This is a genomic window from Bartonella sp. AD13SXNS (assembly GCF_042196465.1).
Lineage (GTDB): Bacteria > Pseudomonadota > Alphaproteobacteria > Rhizobiales > Rhizobiaceae > Bartonella.
Window position 1 is genome coordinate 55,126 of the sequence record NZ_JBHIQI010000004.1, and the last position, 26,852, is coordinate 81,977.

The window sequence follows — 26,852 nt, forward strand, 5'->3', positions numbered from 1 at the left end:
AGAAGTGTTTCCCTTATTAAAACATCGGTAAGAGCTCTTTTGATAAAACCTTGAAATCAAAATTACAAAAAAATAGACTTCTTTCTAAACTAAACATCTATAATGTACGTTATTTTAGCTCGTTCGCTTTGTTATTATCCATTGGTAAAGGAACGGGATGATCCGATAGACTGCGTAAATAAAGCAAAAGATCGGCACGATCTTGGTCATTTTTAATTCCACGAAAAGACATAATGGTCCCCGGAAATGCTTCACGTGGAGAACGCAAATAACGATCTAACGTTACAAAATCCCATTTTTGATCAGAGTGCGCACGCAATACCCGTGAATATGCAAAACCTGCTGCTGATGCCAAAGGGCGGTCAACAATTTCCCAAAGAACTGGACCTACACGCCCTGCTTCATTGCGTCCAGAAGTATGGCATATGGCACATTGGCGAAAAACTTTACGCCCATTTTCAAAATTACCTTGTTGAAGGCGGCTATTTAGTGATAGAGAAACATCAGTTGCTTTCTGTTTTTCTTTAAATATATCGTTCTTGGTAACTGTATGATAATATTGAACCGATGTAGGCTGATCATAAACTATATTGCTGAGTGTGGAAATTCCCACAACAATGACCAACACACATAAACAAGCAGAAACAAAATAGATAACTCTCCAGCGATTCATAAAAACTCAAATGTTCATGGTTTCATTACCATTTTTAGTATAAGCTTTTTCTTTATAACACACAACATCCTAAATGCACCACAGACGACGTTTGGAATCTTGCAATGGCTCTTGAACCAATTATTCTTATTCCTGCCCGTATGGGCTCAACCCGTCTACCTCAAAAAGCTCTCGCTGAAATCGCTGGAAAGCCGATGATTGTTCATGTCGCAGAACAAGCAAAAAAAGCCGCATTAGGTCGAACCATCGTTGCAACAGATCATCATGATATTGCTGAAGCCGTTACAGCTTATGGACATGAATACATCATGACATCTTGTGATCATAAGTCTGGATCTGATCGTATTTATGAAGCTTTAATGCGCATTGATCCTGCACAACGCTACAACGCCATTTTAAATATACAAGGTGACCTCCCAACGATAACGCCTCATGAAATCATTCATGCACTACGCCCTTTAGAAAATAGCTTTACCGATATTGCAACCTTGGGTGCTCAAATCATTGAAGAAAATGAAACAAGAGATCCCAATGTTGTCAAGATCATTGGGACACCGCTTTCTCAAAATCGCCTTCGTGCTCTTTATTTTACTCGCGCCACAGCACCCTATGGAGATGGTCCTCTTTATCACCATATTGGAATATACGCCTATAGGCGCGAAGCACTTGAGAAATTTGTATCATTCAAACCCTCGCCACTTGAGCAACGTGAAAAACTTGAACAATTACGCGCATTAGAGCATAACATGCGTATTGATGTAGAAATAGTGGATACAATCCCCTTAAGCGTCGATACACAACGTGATCTTGAAAGGGTACGAAAAATTTTAGCATGAAGACACTTAAAAAAACCAATAAAATTTCCTTCCAAGGAGAATACGGCGCCAATTCTCATACAGCGTGCCTCAATATGTTTCCCAATATGGATGCTGTACCCTCTACTACTTTTGAAGATGCGCTCAACTTAGTGGAAAACGGGCAAGCTGATCTTGCTATGATTCCTATTGAAAATACTCTTGCTGGCCGTGTTGCGGATATTCATCACCTCTTACCGCACTCTTCCCTTTATATCATTGGTGAGTATTTTTTGCCTATCCATTTTCAACTCATGGTTCTACCAGGTGTTACACATGATGAAATTAAAACCGTCCACAGTCATACGCATGCCCTAGCACAATGCCGAAAAATCATACGAAACAATGGTTGGGAACCTGTTGTTTCTGCGGATACCGCTGGAGCTGCAAAGTTTATAAAAAAAAGTGCTCAACGTTCACAAGCGGCCTTAGCGCCTCTGATAGCAGCAGAACTCTACGGACTTGATATTCTTGAAAAAAATGTTGAAGATAGTCCTCATAATATTACTCGTTTTGTCATCCTTTCGCGTTCTCAAAAACGTGTGCCCAAACCCCAAAATGGCGAAAAAATCATCACAAGTCTTCTTTTTCGCGTGCGCAATGTCCCTGCAGCCCTTTATAAAACACTAGGAGGATTTGCGACGAATGGTATTAATATGACAAAATTAGAAAGCTATCAAATTGGTGGAAATTTCAATGCAACACAATTCTTTGTTGACATTGAAGGACATCCTGAAGATCCTATGATGAAACTTGCCTTAGAAGAGTTGTCTTTCTTTTCTGCAGAATTGCGCATTATCGGTACTTATCCAGCACAAAATGATCGAGCATCGCATATATAAAAGAAATTAAGCTACCATCATTTTTTGCTTATATCGAAAAGAATCGTAACAATCCCATGACGTAATGTGTCTTGGAGAAACTCGTTTTTTCTCATAAACATCCTTCATGAACACTAAAGAAGAAAAAACAACGCATAACAGAATATATAAATTATTTTCATAATATTTTCTCACAAATTATATCATGAAAAACAGCAATTTAACTCGTACAAAGACCAATATTAAAGAAACTCTAGCAAAAACAGGAAATAAAACGCTTGTACCATCTATTTCACTTTCATATATCAAGAAAATTCTTGCGAAGGATCATTTCCTATGACAATTTATTCCAATAAAAATAATGAACTTCTAATTTAAGTCTAAAAATAATGTAAATTATCCATCAGAGTATATGCATAACAGAGCATTCAAACCTCTGAGAGAAGTCATTCTGGACATGATTTAAAGCTAGAAAATGCAACTTATCCCTACTTTTGATATTAAATTCTAACTTTCATATTTATAAAAACTGATTTATAATTCATCCTGTTTTAAGAAAAAAGAGAGGATAATGAAAAAAATCTTCACGCAAGGATTGTTAGCTGCAAATATTCTCGTCTACTCTAGTGTTGCATTTGCTGGTTTTGGTGAGAACAAATGGTTTTTTGCGCCAGATGAAAGTGTTACAATTATCCCCTCCGATATAGTCCGTCAAGGAGCTGAATATTCTTGCGAGGTGTTTGAACCGAAGAAAGTATCCTTTACTTTATCGTACTCCACTCCTTCCGATTTAAACAAATTGAAAATTGTTGTTGATGATGAAAAGAAAATAACCCATGATAAAGAAAAAAAGATCTTTACCCTAAAAAATATAAAATCTCTTCATATAAGTTTTCCTTCGTCAGGACATTATATTTTTAAAAATATTACGAAGAAAAAAGTTATTGGAACACATTGTGACACAGGAGATTATGATTAACAATATTTCTATAGCATCTAAATTTGAGTAGAGTTATTCTTTTTTCAGGTGTTTTTTTTCAAAATAGGGCATAATGAGCTATTAAAACTTATCGCTGAAGAGGTGTTTTGTACTGATATGGAAAACCTTAAGCTGCTCATAAGGTTAGATATTAAAGAACTTTTGCGACAACTAAATGACTAAACTTAAATTGTTCTGTACTCTCTACCATCAGAGCTAAGTTTTAAATAAGAATATAACTTTTACCTTCGCAACTGCTTCATTTTAAATAATATAAAGCACACCATACAGAAATCGCTTATAGATTAAGAAGAGAAGAAAAAATTTCTTTATAGACGTATTCCTCACTGCATTTTTAATCATATTCATTCAAGCTTTTTGTAAAAAACTCATCTCGCTTTTCTCTTCTCTTTAAAAAATCTAATTATTTAAAGCTATAAAATGTCGTGTATATAAAATACCGTTTTTACAGTTATGAAGTCATAAATCTGTGCCACCCTTATTATTCTATAGCTTTTAATGCTGCATCTCTTGCATAAGTACAGCCCTTAAAAGATATATGAAATCTTTCTCAAATAATGAGAACTCATACATTGATCTATTTTGTGATGAGTATCAATGTTTTTTAATTAAGAAAATAAGCACTCAAGAAAAAAGAGCGGTAACATCTACTCAGTATTTACATTCATATATGTTAAAAGAAAAAATATTACGTACTTGATATGCTCATTCACTATAGAAATGATGAAATTTTCTTATAAGTCAAAATATTGATTTATAAATATAATTCTCTGTTCTGCATATTAAATAAGAGTCCTGAATATCGTAAGATTCTCTCATTGCAAACTTGTTTATCTTGAATCAATCAAAACCATCTCCTTGCACGTCACAAGCGGGACGAGTGTGGAGATAAAAACTGTATAAGAAAGGAGTAAAAATGGCTTTTATGAACCGTCTTAAGTACCAAGGGCTGTTGCAACACCCACGAGTTGGCAAATATTAATGATGGTGCCGGCGTGCTTCTTCACAAACGTAAAGATGGAATTTCTCAATGGATTTATACCTCAGAAGCAGTATGTATACACTTTACAAGTGATGTGATGAAATCGAATTAAAAGTATTGAAAAATATTTCTTGTAAAAGCATGAATGTACAACATTAAATGTATTCTGTTTGAAGTGCTCTGTTTTGTATGAGAAGAGCGATACTATTAAATTAGTATTTATAATTATTCATCAACAATATTCTTCCTCTAAATTTCTTATTTTAACTCACTGCACGATCTATATGCTTTATTTTCCTTTTTTGCCGTTGCAAATTTTAATGATTCAACTTTATAATTTTAGAACAGACGGAGCTATCCTAAAATTCTTACAGGCAAGTTTGAACGAATGATTATAATTATACATTCATATTATCTTAAACGAAAAAAATATTTTCATCCCCAATAAATATGAAAAACTCCTGCTATGAAAACTGATCAATCCTCAATCTCTTTGTTGTTTATATGTCAATAAATTAAACGCAAAGGAAAATTCTTTGTCGTTCTTAGGATATTTTTCGTTTCCGAGCTTGATTTTTCATTCCAAATCGACAATATGAACTTGGGAGGTTGGTGGTGGACGAACTACTCGCCAACTGGGTCAGGTCTGGAAAGAAGCAGCCCCAACGGGTTCTGGTACGGGTCATCGTGCCGACCTCCTATTTTGCTGAAGAAATTATTTTTATGCTGTCTTTTAGCGAGGTATTTTTAATCTTCAGAGTGGCTGTATGCAGTGAGTAGAGGGTTTTGATTGTCTTTAAATAAAGGCTCCCATAAATAATTTGATTAAGAAAAAATCCTTTTATATGAGAGTACAGTATTGACCTATGCTTTTGTATTATCAAAATATACGCATAACAAACTTCGAAGTTGGAAACATTCATGGAAAGTGTACCGGTAGAAACAGCCTATCGTGTTCTTGCTCGTAAATATCGACCACAAAACTTCTCTGATCTCATTGGTCAAGAAGCTATGGTGCGTACTCTCACCAATGCCTTCGAAAAAGGTCGTATTGCACAAGCGTGGATGTTAACAGGAATTCGTGGCGTAGGTAAAACCACAACAGCACGTATTTTGGCACGTGCGCTCAATTATAAAACAAAAGATATTGACCAACCAACAACCATATTAGACTCTCTTGGTGAACATTGCGTACAAATTATCGAAGGACGCCATATTGATGTTATAGAAATGGATGCCGCTTCTCATACGGGCATTGACGATATTCGTGAAATTATTGAACAAATACGCTATCGTCCTGTTTCTGCGCGTTATAAGGTTTATATTATCGATGAAGTCCATATGCTCTCAACACAAGCCTTTAATGGTTTGTTGAAAACTCTTGAAGAACCACCATCCCATGTAAAATTTATTTTTGCCACAACAGAAATTCGCAAAGTTCCTATTACAATCCTTTCACGTTGCCAACGTTTCGATTTGCGACGTATTGAATCAAAAGCTTTGAGTGCGCATTTGCGCCAAATTGCAAAATATGAAAAGGTAGAAGTAGAAGAGCAAGCACTCTCTATGATTGTTCGTGCTGCAGAAGGCTCTGCACGTGATGCATTATCCATTTTTGATCAAGCGATTGCCCATAGCAATGGCAATGTTAATGCTGTTGAAGTGCGTACAATGTTAGGGTTAGCTGATCAAGCACGTATTATCGATCTCTTTGAATTTATCATGAAGGGTAATGTTGTCAATGCATTACATGAATTACGCAGTCAATATGATGCAGGTGCTGATCCTCTTACTATATTGACAGAACTAGCCGATTTTAATCATCTGGTCACACGTTTACGTTTTACACCAGAAATAGTGGAAGATTTCTCACTAACTGAAGAACAACGTTTAAGAAGTTTAGACTTTTCAAAAAAACTTTCCGTTCCTGTTTTATCCCGAAACTGGCAAATGTTACTCAAAGGCTTACAGGAAGTTAATCAAACTGCACGTCCACTTCAAGCCGCTGAAATGCTTTTAATTCGTCTTGCTCACACGGCTGACCTACCAACTCTTGATGAAGCTTTAAAAAAGCTTACGCAAGAAAAAACACCCCTCACACTCGTTACAAACTCTTCTCATCAAGAATCTACGAATGCAAATAATATAACAAAAGAAACAACGGTCGATGCCCATACTTTCTCAAGCGTTACCAATACATTACCCGATCTATCAGATTTAAAAACATCCTTGAAAAGCCAATTAGATAATTCCTTACAACCGGAAAATTTAGTTAAAAATCAAAATCCTGAAAAAACCAACGCCCACGAAGTAACAAAAACTCTTGAAACTTTTCAATCTACTGATCTTTCTGAAAAGATTGAAAATTTATCGCATTGTGTCACACAAATAACAGAAGAGATTGCTGAACCTAAAACTCTAGTGATTAATTCCTTGCACGATATTGTTAAATTAGCTGAACAGCATAATGATGTTCCTTTCAAACTCCTTGTTAAAGAATTTGTTCATCCTGTTTCTTTTGATGCTGGGCATATTACCTTAAGACTTTCTGAAAATACTCCACAATTTCTTGCTCATGATATAGAAAAAAAAATATCTCAATGGACTAAAAAACGCTGGACAATAGCTTTTGTCAATGAAGGAGGTGGCCCAACCTTACAGGAGGAAAGTATAGCGATTCAAAAGACTCTTTTTTCCAAAGCAGAGACAGATCCTGACATCGCAAAAATCCTTAATCATTTCCCAGAAGCAAAAATTGTCGATATTCGACTCAATAAAAAAGAAAATGATCTTGATTTACTTCCTAATACCTTTAAAAATGCTGATATTTTTCAAAATAACAGTAATATCAATGATGAATAAGGATACCTCTTCCTATGCGTGAAATGATGAGCATGATGAAAAAAGCCAAAGAAATGCAAGAAAAAATGCAGCAAATTCAAGAGGAAATGGCGAATTTACAAGTGGTTGGTGTTGCCGGCGGTGGGCTTGTCAGTGTTACATTAAACGGCAAAAATACCATAACCGCCATCCAAATTGACCCTTCATTACTCAAACCGGAGGAATCTGAAATTCTTGAAGACCTTGTTATGGCAGCCCATAATGAAGCCAAAGCAAAAATTGAAATAGCTATGGAAGAAAAAACTAAAAGCATGACAGCAGGGCTACCACTCCCATCAGGTTTCAAGCTTCCATTTTAATGAATCCGATTTTTTCCGTGGAACAAAAAAAATATGTCTAAATACATTGCAGGACCTGAGATTGAACGTCTCATTCAAATTTTAGCACGGATACCAGGTCTTGGTCCACGTTCGGCACGTCGTGCTGCGCTTCATCTTATCAAAAAAAAGGAGACATTGCTGGAGCCTTTAGGAGCAGCAATACAAGCAGCTATAGAAAAAGTCGGCATTTGTTCTGTTTGTGGAAATGTCGATACTGTTGATCCTTGTTCAATTTGTACAGATTCGCGCCGCGATGATACAACAATCATCGTTGTTGAGGATATTGCTGATCTGTGGGCTCTTGAGCGCGCAAAAACTTTAGCCGCACGTTACCATGTGTTGGGTGGACGACTCTCCCCCTTAGATGGAATAGGTCCTGACGAACTCAACATTGCCACCTTAATACAACGTGTTGTACAAAACCCTATTACGGAGATTATTCTTGCTGTCAATGCGACTGTCGAAGGACAAACAACTGCTCACTATATTACCGATCAGCTTTCTAATTTTTCAGTTAAAATTACGCGACTTGCTCATGGTGTTCCTGTAGGAGGCGAGCTTGATTATCTTGATGACGGAACTTTAGCAGCAGCTGTACAAGCACGAACGAATCTTTAAAAATTTCTTTCTCTTACCTGTTATCTCGTTTTATTTACTATCATTTCTTTTTATGGGGAAATATTAAAATGATCAAAAAACATCTCTCACTTTTAAACGACTTTGGTCCTGGTATTTTAGTATGTTTACTCATATCAGCCTTAGCTTATGGTTTAGAAGTTGTAGAAAAACAGCTTTTCGCAGAAGCATGGCTTGAAAGCCTTGTTTTGGCAATTCTTTTAGGATCGATTATCCGTAGTTGTTTTCCTTTGCCAACATATTTTCAAAAAGGTATCACCTTTTGTGCAAAAACACTTCTCGAAATTGCTATCGTTCTTCTAGGAGCAAGCATTAGCATTAACGCAGTCCTTTCAGCTGGCTGGAATTTGCTTGCTAGTATCATATTCGTGATATTCGTAACGATTATCCTGAGCTTTACCATCGGCCGACTTTTCGGGCTTTCCACACATTTAGCAATGCTGGTCGCTTGTGGGAATGCTATTTGTGGCAATTCAGCTATTGTTGCCGTTGCACCTGTCATAAAAGCAAAACATGACGATGTAGCCGCATCAATTGCTTTTACCGCTCTTTTAGGGGTTCTTATTATTTTATTTCTACCCTTTTTACATCCATCTTTGAATTTGTCATTTAGCCAATATGGCGTGCTTGCTGGCATGGTTGTTTATGCTGTACCGCAAGTTTTGGCAGCAACAGCATCTATCTCTTTTGTAAGCGTCCAAATTGCAACAATTGTCAAATTAGTACGGGTTCTCATGTTAGGCCCTGTTATTTTTACTCTATCAATCATTTATCGCCGATCAGCACAAACACGCTTGCGTTTACATACCCTCGTCCCATGGTTTATCATTGGCTTTATTATCATGATGCTTGTTCGCTCAAGTGGTCTTATCCCTGAAAAGGCTATCAATCCCATCAAATTTATTGCCCAGTTGTTTACTGTTATCTCAATGGCTGCACTAGGATTAGGTGTTGATATCCGATCACTAAAAAAAGCAGGATGGCGCGTCATTTTGGCTTCAACCTGCTCCATAATTATTCTCGGTATTTGTAGCCTTATCATGATACAATTGAATGATTTAAATCATATAACATTTTAAAATGTGCATTGATTATTATTTTTTCAACGTAGTATGCAATCAACCCAAAGTCCTCATTATTATTAAAATCAGTTCTTTCATAAACCAGAAAAAGTTCTAAAATACTGCTCATTATTCTATATTCTATACAAAAAATTGAAAGAGCTGATATTTAAGTGAAAACTGTCAAATTTGTTTTTCAGTCCATAATGATTTGCAACGGGGTAGTATCAAAATATGTAACTCATACAAAACAATGCCATTTCTTTCATCTTCTCTCATTACGCTGAGGTTTTTATACAAAGACGGATAGAATATGTTCTTATTTGGAAAAAATGTGGGATCATAACTTTTCCTCTTTTAAATTACTTTTACTTACTATGTAATACAAGTAGCATCAACGTACTATTTGATAGCTTACAAGTTGTGACAACTCTTACATTTAAACGATTCGTGAAAGGAGTTTTTATTCTTTTCTTCAACAGTTTTGATTCATACACTAACTCCGCTTGCTAATATATAAGCTAATAACTTTAATTGTTTCACCATAAGTAGATTTAAAATAAGAGAATCTTACAATACTCAAGGTACTCATTCAAAAAGTGAAAAAATAAGGATTAAATCAACATCTCGTTCTATCCCATAAAAAGATATTGTTGCTTATTGGCACTAGTAACTTTCTTACAAATGAAATATACGATAATGAAAAGATTAAAAATACAGCAGGACTTTTATTTATCGTTTTATTCAACTAAAATATTTTTATGCTTATCCTTGCCATAGATACTGCTTCAATTTATTGTGCTGTTGCGCTTATTCGTCATAAATCTGTTATTGCGCGTATCAATGAGCGCATGAACAAAGGACATGCTGAAAAACTTATTGGGCAGATTACACAAATACTGACACAAGCCAATATGACGCTTGATCAAGTTGAGCGTATTGCTGTCAATATTGGACCTGGATCATTTACTGGTGTACGTGTCGGTGTTGCAACAGCGCGCGCTTTGGCATTAGCACTTGAAATACCAGCTATTGGAGTGAGTGCTCTTGAAGCGTTAGCAGCACAAATCATAAACAGCAAAAGTACAGTATCGGCAATTACTGTTGTCATTGAAGCAGGGAGAGGGATGTTCTACCATCAAAATTTTCATAATGATCTTACACCTTTGGGAGAGCCGGGATTAAAAACAATTGAAAATATCCTCGAAGATTTGCCCCAAAAAGCCCGACTGACTGGTCCAGCTGCTGATGTCGTTGTGCAGCATATTAAAAACCATAAAATAAACGAAAAAATTATCCTAGAAAAAATCCCCTGCGAAGCAGCTGATATTGTAAACTATGCTTATCTTGCCGCCAAAAAACAACCACAAAATTCACCTCGCCCACTCTATCTACGCAGCGCTGATGCAAAACAACAAACCAATTTTGCTTTACCACGAAAAAAATAATGTCCAAATTTTCATTGACAAAAAAGAATTTTGGAATTGCTCCGCTACAAGTTCATGATAGTGCTGCTCTTCATCAAATTCATCAACATTGTTTTACCCCGTCTTGGGGAAAACAAGCTTTTGATAATTTCTTAACAGATCACTCTATCTTTGGGTACAAAGTCTTTCTCATTGATCGCTCTGATCAAATTTTAGGCTTTTGTCTCTGCCGTCTCATCCTTGATGAAGCAGAAATCATCACAATTGCTGTTCATCCTCATTATCGTCAACAAGGAATTGGTACCTTTCTTATCGATCGTACAGTTTGCCATCTTCACGACAAGGGCGCCATAAAATTATTTTTGGAAGTAGAAGCCACAAACCTTTCTGCTTTGAACCTTTATCAACGCTTCAAATTTCAAAAAATTTCTGAACGTCCTGCCTACTACCTATCAAAAAATGGTCGTGGTGATGCAATTATCATGCAAAAAACTTTTAAGCAAATAGATTGAGATTTGTGTAAAAAACATTTACACATGCGCTATGAATAAAGTAAATCCTAAAAATACGCCTCCTGTTGCTCCTAAAAAGGTTTTTATCAAAACTTATGGATGTCAAATGAATGTTTATGATAGCCAACGGATGACTGATAGTCTCAGTTCACAAGGCTATGTGACAACACAAACGCCAAATGATGCCGATCTTATTCTTGTTAATACCTGTCATATTCGTGAAAAAGCAGCAGAAAAACTTTATTCTGATCTCGGTCGTTTGCGCGTTATGCGTCAAGAGCGCGCACCTGATAAACCCTTGACAGTTGGTGTAACAGGTTGTGTTGCACAAGCTGAGGGAAGTGAAATCTTGCGCCGTGCTCCAATAGTGGACCTCGTTATTGGTCCGCAAATGTATCATCACTTGCCAGAATTATTAGAAAAAGCCAAACAAGGAAAAAAAATTATCGAAACAGACTATGCTGTTGAAGATAAATTTGCTCATTTGCCGCCTCATAATAAACATGCAGTAAGAAAACGGGGTGTTAGCGCATTTTTAACAGTACAGGAAGGGTGCGATAAATTTTGTACTTTTTGTGTTGTTCCCTATACACGGGGTGCTGAAATATCACGGTCTGTCGAGCAAATTACCGAGGAAGCCCGCCAACTTATTGAAGCTGGTGTTAAAGAGATTACGCTCCTTGGACAAAATGTCAATGGTTGGCATGGACAAAGTGCTGATGGCAAAACTTGGCGTCTTGGCGATCTTCTTTATCATCTCGCAAAACTTGATGGTTTAAAGCGTTTGCGTTACACAACCAGCCACCCGCGTGATATGGACGATAGCCTTATTGCCGCGCATCGAGATCTTGATATGTTAATGCCTTACCTCCATCTGCCTGTTCAATCAGGTTCAGATCGCATCTTAAAAGCCATGAACCGACAACACAAAAGTTCTCATTATCTTCATCTTATCGAAAAAATTCGGACTGCACGGCCAGATATTGCCTTTTCAGGCGATTTTATTGTAGGGTTTCCAGGAGAAACAGATGAAGATTTTGAAGAAACCATTAAACTTATTCAACAAGTGCAGTACAGTTCAGCTTATTCTTTTAAATATTCCCCCCGACCTGGAACAGTGGGCGCTACAATGAAAAATCATGTTGATGAATCTGTAAAAGATGCCCGACTTCAACATTTACAGCACCTGCTCCTTGAGCAACAAAATGTGTTCTTGCGTTCTAAAATTGGTCAAAAAACGAACGTTCTTATCGAAAAACCTGGGCGTCACTCAGGGCAAATGGTAGGGCGTTCCCCTTGGCTTTTACCTGTTGTCGTCGATACAGAAGCCTCTACGGGCACCGTAATAGAAATTCATATTAAAAATGCAAGTTCGAACAGTTTTGTCGGGGAAGTAACCAATAGATAGCCATGCCTCTAACACCTTGTTCACAATAAATATTTTGGAAAACTCTTTTATTTTAAAAGAAAATGATTACATCTAAAGCGTGCACTTTTGCGAAAGAGAGTTTGTCTTTTATAGAGTTTACTCAAAAAGATGTGTGGTATTTATGTAGAGATGGAGAATAGGCTGAAAGCTTCAACCGAAAAAATAAAGCGCGTTAAAGAAAACGTAAATATTGCCCTTGAAAAGACTGATCCCTTGGAACAAGTAAACGCTTCAGATACAAGCCAAGTTGTTTTGATTTTTGAAAACAATAAATATGCAAAAGTGGTTTTTGGTAAATTTGACGAAAATCTTGCTTATATCGGAAAAAAACTTGAACTCAGTATTCATCCGCGTGGTAATGAAGTCTTAATCCATGGAAGTATTTCTGTTATAAAACGTGCGCAATATGTATTGCAGCAGCTTTATGAACGTGCAAAAACACATCAAGAGCTCACTTTATCAGATATAAAAGGAGCGATTGCTATGGCAAGTATACCAAAAAAGCAGAAAGAAGACACAATAACACACCAATCTGCAACAAAAAGTACACCAGCACAGTTGAGAACTCATAAAAAAATAATTCATGCACGGACTCCAACACAAGATGCTTACATCCACGCTATGGAGCACACGGAACTTGTGTTTGGTGTAGGTCCAGCAGGAACAGGCAAAACGTATCTTGCTGTTGCTCATGCCGCAATGCTTCTAGAACGTGGTATCATTGAGCGAATTATTCTCTCACGTCCTGCTGTTGAAGCTGGAGAACATCTTGGTTTTCTTCCCGGTGATCTCAAAGAAAAAGTTGACCCATATTTAAGACCACTTTATGATGCTCTTTATGATATGATGCCTGCTAAAAAAATAGAACGTATCTTAGCTTCTGGTGTCATAGAAATTGCTCCTCTTGCCTTTATGCGCGGACGAACACTTGCCCATGCTGCTATTATTCTTGATGAAGCACAAAATACTACGCCCATGCAAATGAAGATGTTCCTCACACGTCTTGGAGAAGGAGCGCGTATGATTGTTACCGGTGATGTAAGCCAAATCGATTTGCCTACAGGGCAAAAATCAGGTCTCACTGAAGCAATCCGCATTCTTTCAAATGTAGAAAATATTGCAATTGTGCGTTTTGAGGAAAAAGATGTTGTACGCCACCCACTTGTTACTGCTATCGTTCGCGCTTATGATCGTGATTCTAGAATACACAATAAAAAAAAATCACTCGCGTGCGACACATTAAAAAATGAATTTGATTCATCATGATTATTATTGATATAATGATTAAAAGCGCAGGGTGGAATGATGAGGAAATGCTTTATAATATCACCGAAAAAGCATTAACGACAACAATGCATCATGTTTCATTGGAAAATGTTGTAAGCGAAATTAGCCTGCTTTTTACGGATGATGAACATATGGCACAAATCAATGCACAATGGCGCAATAAAAACAAATCCACCAATGTATTATCCTTTCCTGCTTTTCCCCTTAAAGCTGGAAATCCTCCTGGTCCCATAATGGGTGATATTATTATTGCACGAGAAACTGTTGTTCTCGAAGCGGAGAAAGAAGGAAAAACATTTCAAGACCATTTAATGCATATGATTGTTCATGGCATCTTGCATCTGCTTGGTTATGACCATGAAACTGATAATGAAGCACATCAAATGGAAAAGCTTGAAAGAGAAATTCTTCAAAAGCTTTCCATAAAAGATCCTTATGCTGAATTGTCTATAAATGATAAAATTTAACTTTTAAAATTAATATTACGAGCATACCATTTAAGCCTCTCATTCATCTATTATAAAAAGAAAGTTTAGAAGATTTCAAAACCATGGCCAACAAAATAAATGCACAAAATAATAGTCCTACATCTTCTAATAATGAAAAAAATCCCTCTCAACAAACGAATCATACAGAAAAATATTCTCTGATGAATCATTTATTTTCATTCTTACGTGGTCGTAATTGTGCATCTACGTCACTGCGCGATGACCTTACCGTTGCCCTCACGACTGACAATGAAAAAGACACCGCCCTCTTCTCACCTGAAGAACGTACTATGCTGCATAATATTTTACGCTTACGTGAAGCACGCGTAGATGATGTTATGATACCCCGTTCTGAAATTGAAGCATTAGAAATAAACACTTCACTTGGAGAAGCCCTTAAGTGTTTTGCAAAAATTGGTCATTCTCGCATACCAGTTTATGCTGAAACTTTAGATGATCCGCGTGGTATGATCCATATACGCGATATTCTTAACTATATGATTCGCTTTATTATCACCCCAACAAAAACCGAACAGAAATCCGATTTTCTTCAATTAAACCATACAGACTTGCATACCCCAATCGGTGAATTGGATTTGATCCGAACCGTTCTCTTTGTTCCCAGTTCTATGCTAGCAAGCAAATTATTAACACGGATGCAAACCACACGAACACAAATGGCTTTAGTTATTGATGAACATGGAGGAACAGATGGTCTCGTTTCAATGGAGGATATTGTTGAATTAGTCGTTGGTGATATCGAAGATGAACATGATAATGTTGACAATGCTATCGTACGCGAACCCAATAATAAATGGCTCGTTGATGCAAGAACTGAACTAGAAGATGTGGAGAAAGCTCTTGGACCTGATTTTATCGTAGGGGAATATGGTGATGAAGTTGATACTATTGGTGGTTTGATTGTCTCCATTCTTGATCGCATTCCTGAAAAAGGTGAAATTATCGAAGCTGTACCTGGCTATAGATTTCGTATTTTAGAAGCTGATAAACGTCGGATTAAGCGATTACGCATTTTTCGCATTCCAGAAAATGAGAATCTTGAGAACAATGCCATTCCTAAAGAATAGTCCAACGTTTTTAAACAATTTCATCGTTTTTTTATTCTCTGTTACCGGCTGGAAGCGCCAAGCATTGATCTTTCTATGCGGTGCTTTTACTTCTTTTGCACTTCCACCCTTTTATTTAACACCTCTTTGCTTTTTAACTTTCCCTCTCTTTATTGTTTTACTTGACTCAATACAGTCCTCCCCAAACAATAAAAAACATTTTTTTACCTACGCTTTAAGCTGTGGAACCTTTGGTTTTAGTTATTTTATTTGCGGACTTTGGTGGCTCTGCAATGCTTTGTTGACAGATCCAGATTCTTTTGGTTGGGCAGTCCCACTAGCCATTTTATTTCCTCCTCTCTATCTTTCTCTTTATTGGTTTTTTTCTGGTTTCATTGTCGGCTTATTATGGACAAAAGGAATAGCACGCTTTTTTGTTTTAGCCTTTTCTTTAGGATTAGCCGAGTGGTTGCGTGCGTTCTTATTCACAGGATTTCCATGGAATGCTCTTGGCTATACAGCCATGCCAACCCCAATGTTCATGCAATCTGATGCCATCGTGGGACTGTACGGAATGAATATTCTTGCGGTCTTAACCTACAGTTTGCCAACAGTTTTACTCACAAATGAAAAAAAGAAAGCTGCACTTTCTCTTTGCTTAGCACTTATATTTATTCACTGTAGTTTTGGATTTTATCGCCTCCATACGATAGAGAATACAGCTGAAGATCAAAAAAGAAATTATTGGGTGCGCATTGTTCAACCTTCTATCCAACAAAATATAAAATTGCGCGATAATACACGAGAAGCCATGTTGGAAGCGCATATGAATCTGAGTGCAACACCAGCAACTGGTAAAAATCCAGAACCTGATTTTATCATATGGCCTGAAGCATCTGTTCCTTATCTTCTCTATGATCAATCATCTATCACAATGCACATTGCCTCTCTTTTAAAACCTAAACAATGGGCTATTATCGGAGCAATACGCGCCAGTGATGATTTACCCCATTCCCAAACACAATATTTTAATACAATTGTAGTCATTAACGCTCAAGGTAATATTTTAAACACTTCCGATAAACTTCATTTAGTCCCTTTTGGTGAGTATCTTCCCTATCAGAATTTATTGAAAAAAATTGGATTGCACATCCTCGCTGATAATATTGGTGGATATAGTGCTGCACATGTGCGCGAAACTGTCACAATGCCAAACGGATTTTCTTATCTACCCTTGATTTGTTACGAAGCAATATTTCCTCATGAAATGACTTTTAAAGGTCCTCCGCCTCAAGCAATCATTAATGTTACAAATGATGCATGGTTCGGTGTAACACCGGGACCCTATCAACATCTTCAACAAGCACAGCTTCGTGCCGTTGAACTGGGAATCCCCCTCATACGTGCAGCCAATAATGGAATATCAGCAGTTATTGATTCTTATGGACGAATCGTTGTAGCTCTTCAACAAAATGCTGTGGGCATTATTGATTCAAAAATTCCATCATCCATTACCCCTATAGGAAGCAATGAATACAGAACTTTCTCTACTTTTATCTTATTCATCCTTATGCTATTGTGTCGTATTGGTTTTGGTTTTACAAAACAGCTTAAATGATTCAAGTGCTCCTTGTGCGATATTATGTTGCATATACCGGTAATATTGGGAAAAAATATTACATATTATTTTAATTATATGATAAATCAGCTTCGCATAAATCTGATGTTGGTTTAAAAGAAAAGTGCTGGAAATTAAAGAGTTGCATTATGACCGAAACTAGAAAAAAACCTGACCCTATAGATATCTATGTTGGAACTCGTATTCGTTTACGTCGTAATATTTTAGGACTTACTCAAGAAAAACTAGGTGAAAAATTAGGCATCACTTTTCAGCAAATCCAAAAATATGAAAAAGGAACAAACCGTATCGGTGCCAGTCGTCTTCAAGCGATAGCAGAAATTATGGATGTTCCTGTTTCTTACTTTTTTGATAAAGGACTTACCTCTCAACAAGTAGAAGGTTTTGCTGAAAGTGATCACAATTTTATGGACTTTTGTTCTAGCAGCGAAGGTATCCAACTCATGCGGGCTTTTACAAATATTTCTGATGCTAAAGTGCGTCGAAAAATCATTGACTTGGCAAAAGCACTTTCTGAGGAAGATTTGACAAATAAGCTATAAAATTAAAATTATATTTTTCTCTCTTATTCATATAAATTCGCATTAACGATTTGCTGTGGAATTGGCAAACCGTAGAAATTTTAGTAGGCAATTAATTGAATCGTTGGTTTTCTTTTTTGAAGGAGTTCCTATGCCGCATCAAGATTATCTTTTTACGAGCGAATCTGTATCAGAAGGGCATCCTGATAAAATTTGTGATCGTATTTCTGATGAAATTGTTGATATGATCTATAAAGAAGCTCAAAAGACTGGTACTGATCCGTGGTTAGTCCGCGTTGCTTGTGAAACTCTCGTCAGTGTCAACCGTGTTGTTATTGCCGGTGAAGTGCGTGTTCCCGATACACTCTTAAAAAAAGATAAAAATAAAGAATTTATCTATGATAAAACTGGCTTTCCACTCATTAATCCTACGCGTTTTCGTACAGCAGCACGCCGTGCTATTCGTGCTATTGGCTACGAACAAGCCGGATTTCATTGGAAAACTGTTAAAATTGATGTTCTATTGCGCCCTCAATCAACGGACATTGCAAGAGGCGTTGATAATGCTACAGATCGGCATGGTGAAGAAGGAGCAGGTGATCAAGGCATCATGTTTGGATATGCTTGCCGTGAAACACCAGATCTCATGCCTGCACCAATTTATTATGCGCATAAGATTCTCAAACTTCTTGCCGCAGCCCGTCATAAAGGAGAAGGAGAAACTGGAAAATTAGGACCAGATGCTAAAAGCCAAATAACCATACGTTATAAAAATGGAAAACCTATAGAGGTAACATCCATCGTTCTTTCAACGCAGCACCTCGATGAAAGTTGGGATTCCAACAAAGTACGGACAGTGGTTGAGCCATACATTCGTCAAGCTTTACATGATATTCCCATTTCTGATCAATGCAGTTGGTATATAAACCCAACAGGAAAATTTGTCATTGGTGGTCCTCAAAGTGATGCCGGATTAACAGGACGCAAAATTATCGTGGATACTTACGGAGGTGCAGCACCCCATGGAGGCGGTGCTTTTTCAGGAAAAGATACGACAAAAGTTGATCGTTCTGCAGCCTATGCAGCACGCTATCTGGCTAAAAATATTGTTGCAGCTCATTTAGCAGAGCGGTGCACCATTCAACTCTCCTATGCAATTGGTATTGCACAGCCTTTGTCTATTTATCTTAATCTTCATGGAACAGGGAAAGTTGATGAAAAAGTTATTGAAGCAGCCATTCGCAAAATAATGGACCTTTCACCCACTGGAATTCGAAAACATCTTGACCTTAATAAACCTATCTACACAAAGACAGCTGCTTACGGTCATTTTGGGCGGAAACCAAAGCACGATGGTTCGTTTTCATGGGAAAAAACCGATCTCGTGAAAACACTTCAAGCAATGATTTAAGTCGCATGATTAAACATAATACACGCAAGAGTGAAGCCTTTTTTGGACGCAGACAAGGAAAACAGCTCCGAAATAGTCAGCTCGCGCGTATAAAAATGCTTCTCCCACATTTTAATATTGATTTAAATGTCCCTCCTCCCTCAAACTTTACATCCTTATTTTCAAGCAAAGTAAAAGAAGTTCGACTTGAAATCGGCTTTGGTGGAGGTGAGCATTTACTCCATGAAATGGAACATTTTCCACAAACCGGTTTTATCGGCATCGAGCCTTTTATTAATGGCATGGCGAAAATATTGTTGTCCCTTGAACAACATAAACACCATCAAAATCGTCTTCGCCTCTATAATGATGATGCTACGCGCCTCCTTGATTGGCTTCCTGATAACTCGCTTGATGGAATAGATCTTTTCTATCCTGATCCTTGGCCGAAAAAGAAACACTGGAAACGACGTTTCATCAACATAAAAAATCTTAACCGTTTTGCTCGCGTTCTTAAAAAGGGGAAAAAATTTCGCTTTGCTAGCGATATAGACAGTTATGTAAACTGGACCTTATACTATTGTGCACAACATGATCACTTTGAGTGGAAAGCAGAAAGCCCTCAAGACTGGAAAAACCCTTATCCACTATGGAGAGGAACCCGCTATGAAGCAAAAGCTCTCCGCGAAGGACGAACGCCAACCTATCTTACCTTTATCAAGAAATAAATGATCAAGCGCTTTTCTCATAAACAACTTGAAAAATTTTGAATTTAAGAGTATCAATGGTTAAATTCTTGGTCTTATGATGAAGAGTGGGCCGTTGGACCCGCTCTTTTTTAATATCATAAAACTGATGAAAACAACTTGGATTAACTGTATGAACGAAGCTGAAAAAATAAGCAATCTTGATGAACCACGCCTGTTTGAAGAAGATGGTATCGAAGCACAGGTTGCTGCTCTTGTCATACCATTGTTTAAACCTTTAGGTTTTCGTTTGGTTCGTGTGAAACTTCTTGGACAAAATGGTTTAACACTTCAAATTATGGTTGAACGCGCTGATGGTTCTATGACCGTAGAAGATTGTGAAACGGTTAGTCGGACTGTTTCCCCCCTCCTTGATGTACAAAATGTTATTGAACGCAAATATCATTTAGAAATCTCATCCCCTGGAATTGATCGTCCATTGGTAAGAAAATCTGATTTTTTTCATTGGCAAGGGCATCTTGCAAAAATTGAAACCAAAATAACAATTGATGGGCGCCGAAAATTTCGTGGGACACTTACAAATATCACGCAAAATGGATTTATTTTAAACACTGATAAAGCTGCTTATGGAGAAGCCATGTATACCCCTATTTCATTTTGTGATATCATAAATGCGCATTTAGTGCTTACTGATGAGCTTATTCGCGATGCATTGAAAAAAAATAAAAATTTAAGTCAACAATTCATTCCCGAAGATAATCATAACGACTCAATACAGACGCTCAATTTCGAAAAATAATAATATCACTGGGAAATACCCATCGTGTGGCACAAAGAAGGAGAAAATTGATGGCTACAAGCGCTAACAGGCTTGAAATTCTGCAAATTGCAGATGCTGTTGCACGTGAAAAGTCAATCGACCGTGAAATTGTCATTTCTGCGATGGCTGACGCTATTCAGAAAGCAGCACGTTCTCGTTATGGTCAAGAAACCAATATCCGTGCTGAAATCAATTCCAAAACAGGTGAAATTAAATTACAACGCTTGCTTAAAATCGTTGATGTCGTTGAAGACTATACAACGGAAATTACTTTGTCGGATGCACTCAAACGTCAAGCAGAAGCAAAAATTGGTGATTTTTTTGCTGATCTTTTACCTCCTATGGATTTTGGACGTATAGCGGCACAATCTGCTAAACAGGTTATTGTACAAAAAGTACGTGACGCAGAGCGTGATCAGCAATATGAAGAATTCAAAAATAAAGTTGGTGAAATTATCTCTGGAACAGTAAAGCGTGTGGAATATGGTAATGTTATCGTTGACCTAGGGCGCGGTGAAGCTATTGTGCGCCGTGATGAATTAATTCCCCGTGAATCCTTCCGCTACGGAGACCGTATTCGTGCTTTTGTTAATGATGTACACCGTGAAACGCGTGGACCGCAAATTTTCCTTTCACGCACACATCCCCAATTTATGGTAAAACTTTTCACTATGGAAGTGCCAGAAATCTATGATGGTATTATAGAAATCAAATCTGTTGCCCGCGATCCAGGTTCACGAGCTAAAATCGCCGTTGTTTCACGCGATGGTTCCATTGATCCTGTTGGAGCATGTGTTGGAATGCGAGGAAGCCGTGTACAAGCTGTTGTTGCAGAATTGCAAGGCGAAAAAATTGATATTATTCCTTGGTCACCTGATGCGGCAACATTTGTCGTTAATGCACTGCAACCTGCTGAAGTTTCTAAAATCATCCTTGATGAAGATGCTGAACGTATAGAAGTTATTGTGCCAGATGATCAACTTAGCCTTGCTATTGGACGACGTGGACAAAATGTTCGTTTAGCGTCGCAGCTAACAGGATGGAACATTGATATTTTAACGGAAAAGGAGGAATCTGAAAATCGTCAAAAAGAATTTACTGAACGCAGTAAGTTGTTTATGGAATCCTTAGAAGTTGACGAAATGATCGGACAAGTTATGGCGTCAGAGGGTTTTTCTTCTATTGAAGAAATCGCCTATATTGATCTTGAAGAAATCGCTTCTATTGATGGTTTTGACCATGAAACTGCTAATGAAATCCAAAGTCGTGCCCGCGAATATCTTGATCGGCAAGAAAAAGAGCTCGATGAAAAACGTAAAAAACTTGGAGTTTCTGACGAATTGCGAACACTTCCTGGAATGACAAGTGCTATGTTGGTTGCTGTTGGTGAGGATGGTGTAAAAACAATAGAAGACTTTGCTGGCTATGCCGTTGATGATTTAGCCGGCTGGAGAGAACGTAAAGAAGGTCAAACACAGAATTTTTCTGGTATTCTGACCCCTTTTGACATTACACGTGCTGATGCAGAAGCTATGGTTTTAGCCGCACGTGTACAAGCAGGCTGGATAGACCAAGCTGATCTTGTTACAGAAAATCCTGTAGAAAGTGAAAATTCTGCAGAAAATGAAAAAACAGATGATTTGAATGTGGATGCACTTTAAATGAATGAACGGACTTGCATTGTAACCAGAAAAAATGCTTCAGTACAAACGCTGATCCGTTTTGTTATTGGTCCCAATAACCAAATTGTTCCTGATCTTAAAGCCAATTTACCAGGGCGTGGCGTTTGGATTTCTGCCCATCACGCTGTTATTGAGAAGGCAATCAAACAGAAAGCTTTTCATAAAAATTTTAAAACAGATGTTGAGGTTGCACCAAATCTTGTGCATATTATTGATACGCTTTTACTAAAAGCTGCTCTTTCAAGCCTTTCCATGGCAAGAAAAGCAGGAGCCGTTGTCGCAGGGGCAACAAAGGTTGACTCCGCTATTCGCTCTGGTCAAGTTATTCTTGTACTTCATGCCAAAGAAACAACAGAAGATGGAAAACGAAAAATTGCACAGGCCATCCACACAATACAACAACAAACAAATCGCACTATAAAAACCATATCTTTATTTACAAGTGATGAAATGCGAGTGGCTTTTGGCTCTAGTCCTGTAATGCACGCAGCTTTATTGGATACAAAGGCTGCTGAAGGATTTCTCAAAATGATACATAAATTGATCACCTATCGTGATGACAAACATAGTAAGCTTGGTGAGATGACGGCACAAGCCGTGAAGGAAGTACAATGAGTGAAAATAACAACGACAAAACAACAATCAAGAGGACACTAACTCTCAAGCGGTCTGTCTTGGAAACGAGCACGGTCAAACAAAATTTTAGCCATGGCCGTACCAAGGCTGTCGTTGTCGAAACTAAACGGCGTAAAATTACGCGACCTGATGAAAAAACTGAAACCCTACAGCCCATTACAAAGCCGCATGTGGCTCCCCAGCGCTCTAAACCACGTTTTGAGGAAAAAAAGCCTCAAGAATCTGTAGCCAAAAGCAATCTTTCATCAGCTGAAATGGAAGCAAGACTTCGCGCATTAGAAGAAGCACATATCCAAGAAAGAATAACGCGAGAACAAGCCGAAGAAAAAGCAAGACGCGCTAAAGAACAGGAAGAAATTTTACAGCAAGAAATTAAAGAAAAAGAAATACATCCCCAACAAGAAGAAGAAAAACTGCCGGTACAGACTCCACCTGTTCCTCCTCTCATCGAACAAACAGATATTCCTCTTGCGCCTAAAAACACAACTGTGATTGAAAAACGCAAAATAGATGAAGATAAAGAAGAAGAACGGCATAACCGACGTTCTAATCTTTCTAAATCAGAAATACGCGTGCCAAAAGTTATCAAAGGGGCTGATGAGCGACGTCGTGGAAAACTAACTCTTAATAGCGCACTGGATGAAGAAGGAAGCGCACGTGGGCGCTCAATGGCTGCAATGCGGCGCAGACAGGAAAAGTTTAAGCGTGCACAAAACCAAGAACCAAGAGAAAAAATTTCTCGCGAAGTTGTTCTTCCTGAAACGATTACCATTCAAGAGCTCGCACAACGTATGACTGAGCGTTCTGTTGATGTGGTTAAATTTTTAATGAAACAGGGACAAATGGTGAAACCTGGCGATGTTATTGACGCAGACGTTGCCGAACTCATCGCTGTTGAATTTGGCCATACTGTTAAACGTGTTTTAGAATCTGATGTAGAGGAAGGTATCTTTAATGTAACAGATAATCCTCAAAATATGCTGCAGCGTCCCCCTGTTGTAACTATTATGGGCCATGTCGACCACGGAAAAACTTCTCTTCTGGATGCTATTCGTAAAGCAAATGTTGTTTCTGGCGAAGCAGGTGGTATTACGCAGCATATTGGTGCCTATCAAGTAGAACAAAACGGTCAAAAAATTACCTTTATTGATACACCAGGGCATGCTGCATTTACCGCTATGCGTGCCCGTGGAGCTCGTGTTACCGATATTGCCGTTCTCGTTGTGGCCGCTGATGATAGTGTCATGCCCCAAACTATTGAATCAATCAATCATGCCAAAGCTGCTGGTGTCCCTATCATTGTTGCTATCAACAAAATTGATAAACCAGCTGCGAATGCACAAAAAGTACGTACAGAACTTTTACAACATGAAGTGTTTGTTGAAACTATGGGCGGGGAAACTTTGGACGTTGAAGTTTCTGCTAAAACTGGACAAAACCTAGATAAACTTCTCGAAGCTATCCTTCTTCAAGCTGAAATGCTTGATCTGAAAGCAGATCCTCAGCGAACTGCAGAGGGCGTTGTCATTGAAGCCAAATTGGATCGTGGACGCGGATCTGTTGCAACAGTTCTTGTTCAAAAAGGTACATTACACCCTTCTGATATTATCGTTGCTGGCAATGAATGGGGTCGTGTGCGCGCTTTGATTGACGACCGTGGTCGCCATGTCAAAGAAGCTGTTCCCTCTACACCAATTGAAATTTTAGGCATGCAAAGAACACCACAAGCTGGAGATCGTTTTGCTGTTGTCACACATGAAGCAAAAGCACGCGAAATTTCTGAATACCGTCAACGATTAGCACGTGATAAAGCTGTTGCTCGACAAACGGGTTCGCGTGGTTCTCTTGAACAGATGATGACAAAATTACAAACAACTGGTGTTAAGGAGTTTTCTCTTATTATAAAAGGAGATGTGCAAGGATCAATTGAAGCAATCGCTTCAGCATTAGAGAAGCTAGGAAATGATGAGGTTCGTGCGCGTATTGTACATTCTGGTGCTGGAGGAATTACTGAAAGTGATATTTCTCTTGCCGAAGCTTCTAATTCAGCTGTGATTGGTTTTAATGTTCGAGCCAATAAACAAGCGCGTGATTTTGCTAAAACACAAGGAATTGAAATTCGTTATTATAACATCATTTACGATCTTGTTGACGATATCAAAGCCGCCATGTCTGGATTACTCTCACCAGAACAGCGAGAAACCTTCCTTGGTAATGCTGAAATCCTAGAAGTCTTTAACATTACAAAAATCGGAAAAGTTGCTGGATGTCGTGTTACAGAAGGTAAAATAGAACGAGGAGCGGGTGTTCGCCTTATCCGTGATAATATCGTTATTCACGAAGGAAAGCTAAAAACACTCAAACGCTTCAAGGATGAAGTCAATGAAGTACAAAGTGGTCAAGAATGTGGAATAGCCTTTGAAAACTATGAGGATATGCGCGCAGGAGATATCATTGAGACCTTCCGTATCGAACATATTAATCGCACATTATAAAATAATCCAATAACTTTGCCCTAGTGTAAAATGAGAAAAGTTATTGGATTATATAAACAATGTCTCTTTTTTTCCTTATCTAGATAATCAAAAAAGAGGTCTTGTGGCAAGGATAAAACTTTGATGAAAAATGCAGGGCCATCACAACGGCAACTTAGAGTAGCAGAGCAAGTACGTCACGCGGTAGCGCATATATTACAGCGTGGTATTTTGCTTGATGATATCTTGAAGGATATTGTCATTTCTGTCTCTGAAGTACGCATGTCACCAGATTTAAAAATTGCTACTTGTTTTGTATCACCTCTCAGCACTCTTAAAAATACTTCCTGTACCGATACCGATGTCGTTGATACTCTCAATAAACATAGTCGTTTTCTCCGTGGAGAAATCAGTCATATGTTGCGACAAATGAAATATATGCCTCAACTACGTTTCCGACTTGATAATAGTTTTGATAATTTTTCAAAAATTGATGCCCTACTTCGTTCGCCTGAGGTTGCGCGCGATCTTCACCATAGTGATAAAGATGAGGTTTAAAGTATGGTACAGCACCGCAAAAAAAAGGGACGTCCTGTTTCTGGCTGGGTCATATTTGATAAACCAAAGGGAATGAAATCCACAGAAGCTGTCTCACAAATCAAATGGCTCTTTCATGCACAAAAAGCAGGACATGCCGGTACGCTTGATCCTCTTGCTTCTGGTCTCTTACCCATTGCATTGGGTGAAGCAACAAAAACCGTTCCTTACGTGATGCAAGGCAAAAAAACTTACCGTTTTCATATCGCTTGGGGACAAGAGCGTTCAACAGATGATCTAGAGGGAGAAATAACCAAAACATCTCTCAAACGTCCAACTCAAGAAGAAATACTTGCTCTTCTTCCTCAATATACAGGTATTATTTTGCAAACACCTCCACAATTTTCAGCAATAAAAATTGCCGGAAATCGCGCTTATGATCTAGCGCGTGAAGGGGAAATCGTTGAAATTCCACCCCGTGAAGTGGAAATAGAAACTTTCAAGTTAATAGAAACTCCTACCAAGGAGTATTCTGTCTTTGAAATAACCTGCGGGAAAGGAACTTATGTGCGCTCTTTAGCACGCGATATGGGACGTGATCTGGGATGCTACGGGCATATTGCTGACTTAAGACGTATTACCGTCGCACCTTTTGATGAAGAGGATCTCATCACATGGGATGAACTAAAAGCAGCTAGCCCGCTAAATAAAAATACTACAGAGGAAAATAATAGTTCTTTTGAAAAAAAATTCACAACACTCGATGGGCTCTTAATTGAAACGAGCGCCGCATTGGATTGCCTCTTTCATTATACCCTTAATGAAACCCAAGCACAAAGGGTTATGAAGGGGCATTCTATACCCTTGTGTCATCACAAAATACCTCTTGATGAAGATGAAATTTGTGTCCTCTATAAGGAACAACTTCTTGCTATCGGCACCCTCGACAAAGGTCTATTTAAAGCAAAGCGGATTTTTACAATTTAAT

Annotated in this window: 24 protein-coding genes and 1 other RNA gene; 24 read left to right on the top strand and 1 reads right to left on the bottom strand. The window is 38.0% G+C overall.

Annotation, left to right across the window (positions count from 1 at the left end; genetic code table 11):
• Positions 1-109: 109 nt before the first annotated feature.
• Complete coding sequence (locus tag ACFIMQ_RS04270) at positions 110-673, bottom strand: c-type cytochrome (protein WP_375703477.1); 564 nt, start codon at positions 671-673, stop codon at positions 110-112.
• Between the two features lie 104 nt (positions 674-777).
• Here ACFIMQ_RS04270 and ACFIMQ_RS04275 point away from each other — a divergent pair, with 104 nt between their 5' ends.
• The 24 genes from ACFIMQ_RS04275 (at position 778) to truB (ending at position 26,851) form a co-directional block, all read left to right on the top strand.
• Entirely contained in the window at positions 778-1,509 is a 732-nt protein-coding gene (locus tag ACFIMQ_RS04275; protein WP_375616422.1) for a 3-deoxy-manno-octulosonate cytidylyltransferase, read from the top strand.
• Positions 1,506-2,369: a prephenate dehydratase gene (locus tag ACFIMQ_RS04280; protein ID WP_375616423.1), complete on the top strand. Its 864-nt coding sequence runs from the start codon at positions 1,506-1,508 to the stop codon at positions 2,367-2,369. The genes ACFIMQ_RS04275 and ACFIMQ_RS04280 overlap by 4 nt, the downstream gene beginning before the upstream one ends.
• A 550-nt stretch (positions 2,370-2,919) precedes the next feature.
• Entirely contained in the window at positions 2,920-3,327 is a 408-nt protein-coding gene (locus tag ACFIMQ_RS04285; protein WP_375703478.1) for a hypothetical protein, read from the top strand.
• A 1,607-nt stretch (positions 3,328-4,934) separates the two neighbouring features.
• Positions 4,935-5,032, top strand: an RNA gene (gene ffs / locus ACFIMQ_RS04290) — signal recognition particle sRNA small type.
• A 219-nt stretch (positions 5,033-5,251) separates the two neighbouring features.
• The gene (locus tag ACFIMQ_RS04295) at positions 5,252-7,192 is read left to right on the top strand and encodes a DNA polymerase III subunit gamma/tau (protein WP_375703479.1); all 1,941 of its coding nucleotides are present in this window, start codon (positions 5,252-5,254) and stop codon (positions 7,190-7,192) included.
• Positions 7,193-7,206: 14 nt separating this feature from the next.
• Positions 7,207-7,530 carry a YbaB/EbfC family nucleoid-associated protein gene (locus ACFIMQ_RS04300; protein ID WP_375703480.1) on the top strand — a complete coding sequence of 108 codons (324 nt, stop codon included), beginning with the start codon at positions 7,207-7,209 and terminating at the stop codon, positions 7,528-7,530.
• 33 nt (positions 7,531-7,563) lie between these two features.
• On the top strand, positions 7,564-8,169 hold the full coding sequence (gene recR / locus ACFIMQ_RS04305; RefSeq protein ID WP_375616427.1) for a recombination mediator RecR: 606 nt from the start codon (positions 7,564-7,566) through the stop codon (positions 8,167-8,169).
• A 68-nt stretch (positions 8,170-8,237) separates the two neighbouring features.
• Entirely contained in the window at positions 8,238-9,266 is a 1,029-nt protein-coding gene (locus tag ACFIMQ_RS04310) for a YeiH family protein (RefSeq protein ID WP_375703481.1), read from the top strand.
• Positions 9,267-10,009: 743 nt separating this feature from the next.
• Positions 10,010-10,696 carry a tRNA (adenosine(37)-N6)-threonylcarbamoyltransferase complex dimerization subunit type 1 TsaB gene (tsaB, locus tag ACFIMQ_RS04315; RefSeq protein WP_375703482.1) on the top strand — a complete coding sequence of 229 codons (687 nt, stop codon included), beginning with the start codon at positions 10,010-10,012 and terminating at the stop codon, positions 10,694-10,696.
• A complete protein-coding gene (gene rimI, locus ACFIMQ_RS04320; RefSeq protein ID WP_375616430.1) occupies positions 10,696-11,187 on the top strand; it encodes a ribosomal protein S18-alanine N-acetyltransferase in 492 nt (163 codons plus the stop codon). Before tsaB ends, rimI begins: the two co-directional genes overlap by 1 nt.
• A 31-nt stretch (positions 11,188-11,218) precedes the next feature.
• The gene (gene miaB / locus ACFIMQ_RS04325; protein WP_375703483.1) at positions 11,219-12,595 is read left to right on the top strand and encodes a tRNA (N6-isopentenyl adenosine(37)-C2)-methylthiotransferase MiaB; all 1,377 of its coding nucleotides are present in this window, start codon (positions 11,219-11,221) and stop codon (positions 12,593-12,595) included.
• A gap of 129 nt (positions 12,596-12,724) precedes the next feature.
• The gene (locus ACFIMQ_RS04330; RefSeq protein WP_375616432.1) at positions 12,725-13,882 is read left to right on the top strand and encodes a PhoH family protein; all 1,158 of its coding nucleotides are present in this window, start codon (positions 12,725-12,727) and stop codon (positions 13,880-13,882) included.
• Positions 13,879-14,370: an rRNA maturation RNase YbeY gene (ybeY, locus tag ACFIMQ_RS04335; RefSeq protein ID WP_375703484.1), complete on the top strand. Its 492-nt coding sequence runs from the start codon at positions 13,879-13,881 to the stop codon at positions 14,368-14,370. The genes ACFIMQ_RS04330 and ybeY overlap by 4 nt, the downstream gene beginning before the upstream one ends.
• An 83-nt stretch (positions 14,371-14,453) precedes the next feature.
• Positions 14,454-15,479 (top strand): hemolysin family protein, encoded by a 1,026-nt coding sequence (locus tag ACFIMQ_RS04340; RefSeq protein ID WP_375703485.1) that lies wholly within the window; start codon positions 14,454-14,456, stop codon positions 15,477-15,479.
• Positions 15,442-17,076, top strand: a complete 1,635-nt coding sequence (lnt, locus tag ACFIMQ_RS04345; protein WP_375703486.1) for an apolipoprotein N-acyltransferase — start codon at positions 15,442-15,444, stop codon at positions 17,074-17,076. Before ACFIMQ_RS04340 ends, lnt begins: the two co-directional genes overlap by 38 nt.
• 149 nt (positions 17,077-17,225) lie before the next feature.
• Positions 17,226-17,639, top strand: coding sequence for a helix-turn-helix domain-containing protein (locus tag ACFIMQ_RS04350; RefSeq protein ID WP_375609192.1), 414 nt, complete (start codon positions 17,226-17,228; stop codon positions 17,637-17,639).
• A 130-nt stretch (positions 17,640-17,769) separates the two neighbouring features.
• Positions 17,770-19,029 (top strand): methionine adenosyltransferase, encoded by a 1,260-nt coding sequence (gene metK / locus ACFIMQ_RS04355; RefSeq protein WP_375616436.1) that lies wholly within the window; start codon positions 17,770-17,772, stop codon positions 19,027-19,029.
• A 5-nt stretch (positions 19,030-19,034) separates the two neighbouring features.
• Positions 19,035-19,736: a tRNA (guanine(46)-N(7))-methyltransferase TrmB gene (locus ACFIMQ_RS04360; RefSeq protein ID WP_375616488.1), complete on the top strand. Its 702-nt coding sequence runs from the start codon at positions 19,035-19,037 to the stop codon at positions 19,734-19,736.
• A 151-nt stretch (positions 19,737-19,887) separates the two neighbouring features.
• Complete coding sequence (gene rimP / locus ACFIMQ_RS04365; protein ID WP_375616437.1) at positions 19,888-20,514, top strand: ribosome maturation factor RimP; 627 nt, start codon at positions 19,888-19,890, stop codon at positions 20,512-20,514.
• A 50-nt stretch (positions 20,515-20,564) separates the two neighbouring features.
• Positions 20,565-22,196 (top strand): transcription termination factor NusA, encoded by a 1,632-nt coding sequence (nusA, locus tag ACFIMQ_RS04370; RefSeq protein WP_375616438.1) that lies wholly within the window; start codon positions 20,565-20,567, stop codon positions 22,194-22,196.
• Positions 22,197-22,832, top strand: a complete 636-nt coding sequence (locus tag ACFIMQ_RS04375; protein ID WP_375703487.1) for an RNA-binding protein — start codon at positions 22,197-22,199, stop codon at positions 22,830-22,832. It abuts the gene before it with no gap.
• Positions 22,829-25,348 carry a translation initiation factor IF-2 gene (gene infB, locus ACFIMQ_RS04380; protein ID WP_375616440.1) on the top strand — a complete coding sequence of 840 codons (2,520 nt, stop codon included), beginning with the start codon at positions 22,829-22,831 and terminating at the stop codon, positions 25,346-25,348. The genes ACFIMQ_RS04375 and infB overlap by 4 nt, the downstream gene beginning before the upstream one ends.
• Before the next feature lie 123 nt (positions 25,349-25,471).
• The gene (rbfA, locus tag ACFIMQ_RS04385; protein WP_375616441.1) at positions 25,472-25,885 is read left to right on the top strand and encodes a 30S ribosome-binding factor RbfA; all 414 of its coding nucleotides are present in this window, start codon (positions 25,472-25,474) and stop codon (positions 25,883-25,885) included.
• A gap of 3 nt (positions 25,886-25,888) precedes the next feature.
• Complete coding sequence (gene truB / locus ACFIMQ_RS04390; RefSeq protein ID WP_375616442.1) at positions 25,889-26,851, top strand: tRNA pseudouridine(55) synthase TruB; 963 nt, start codon at positions 25,889-25,891, stop codon at positions 26,849-26,851.
• Position 26,852 lies beyond the last annotated feature (1 nt).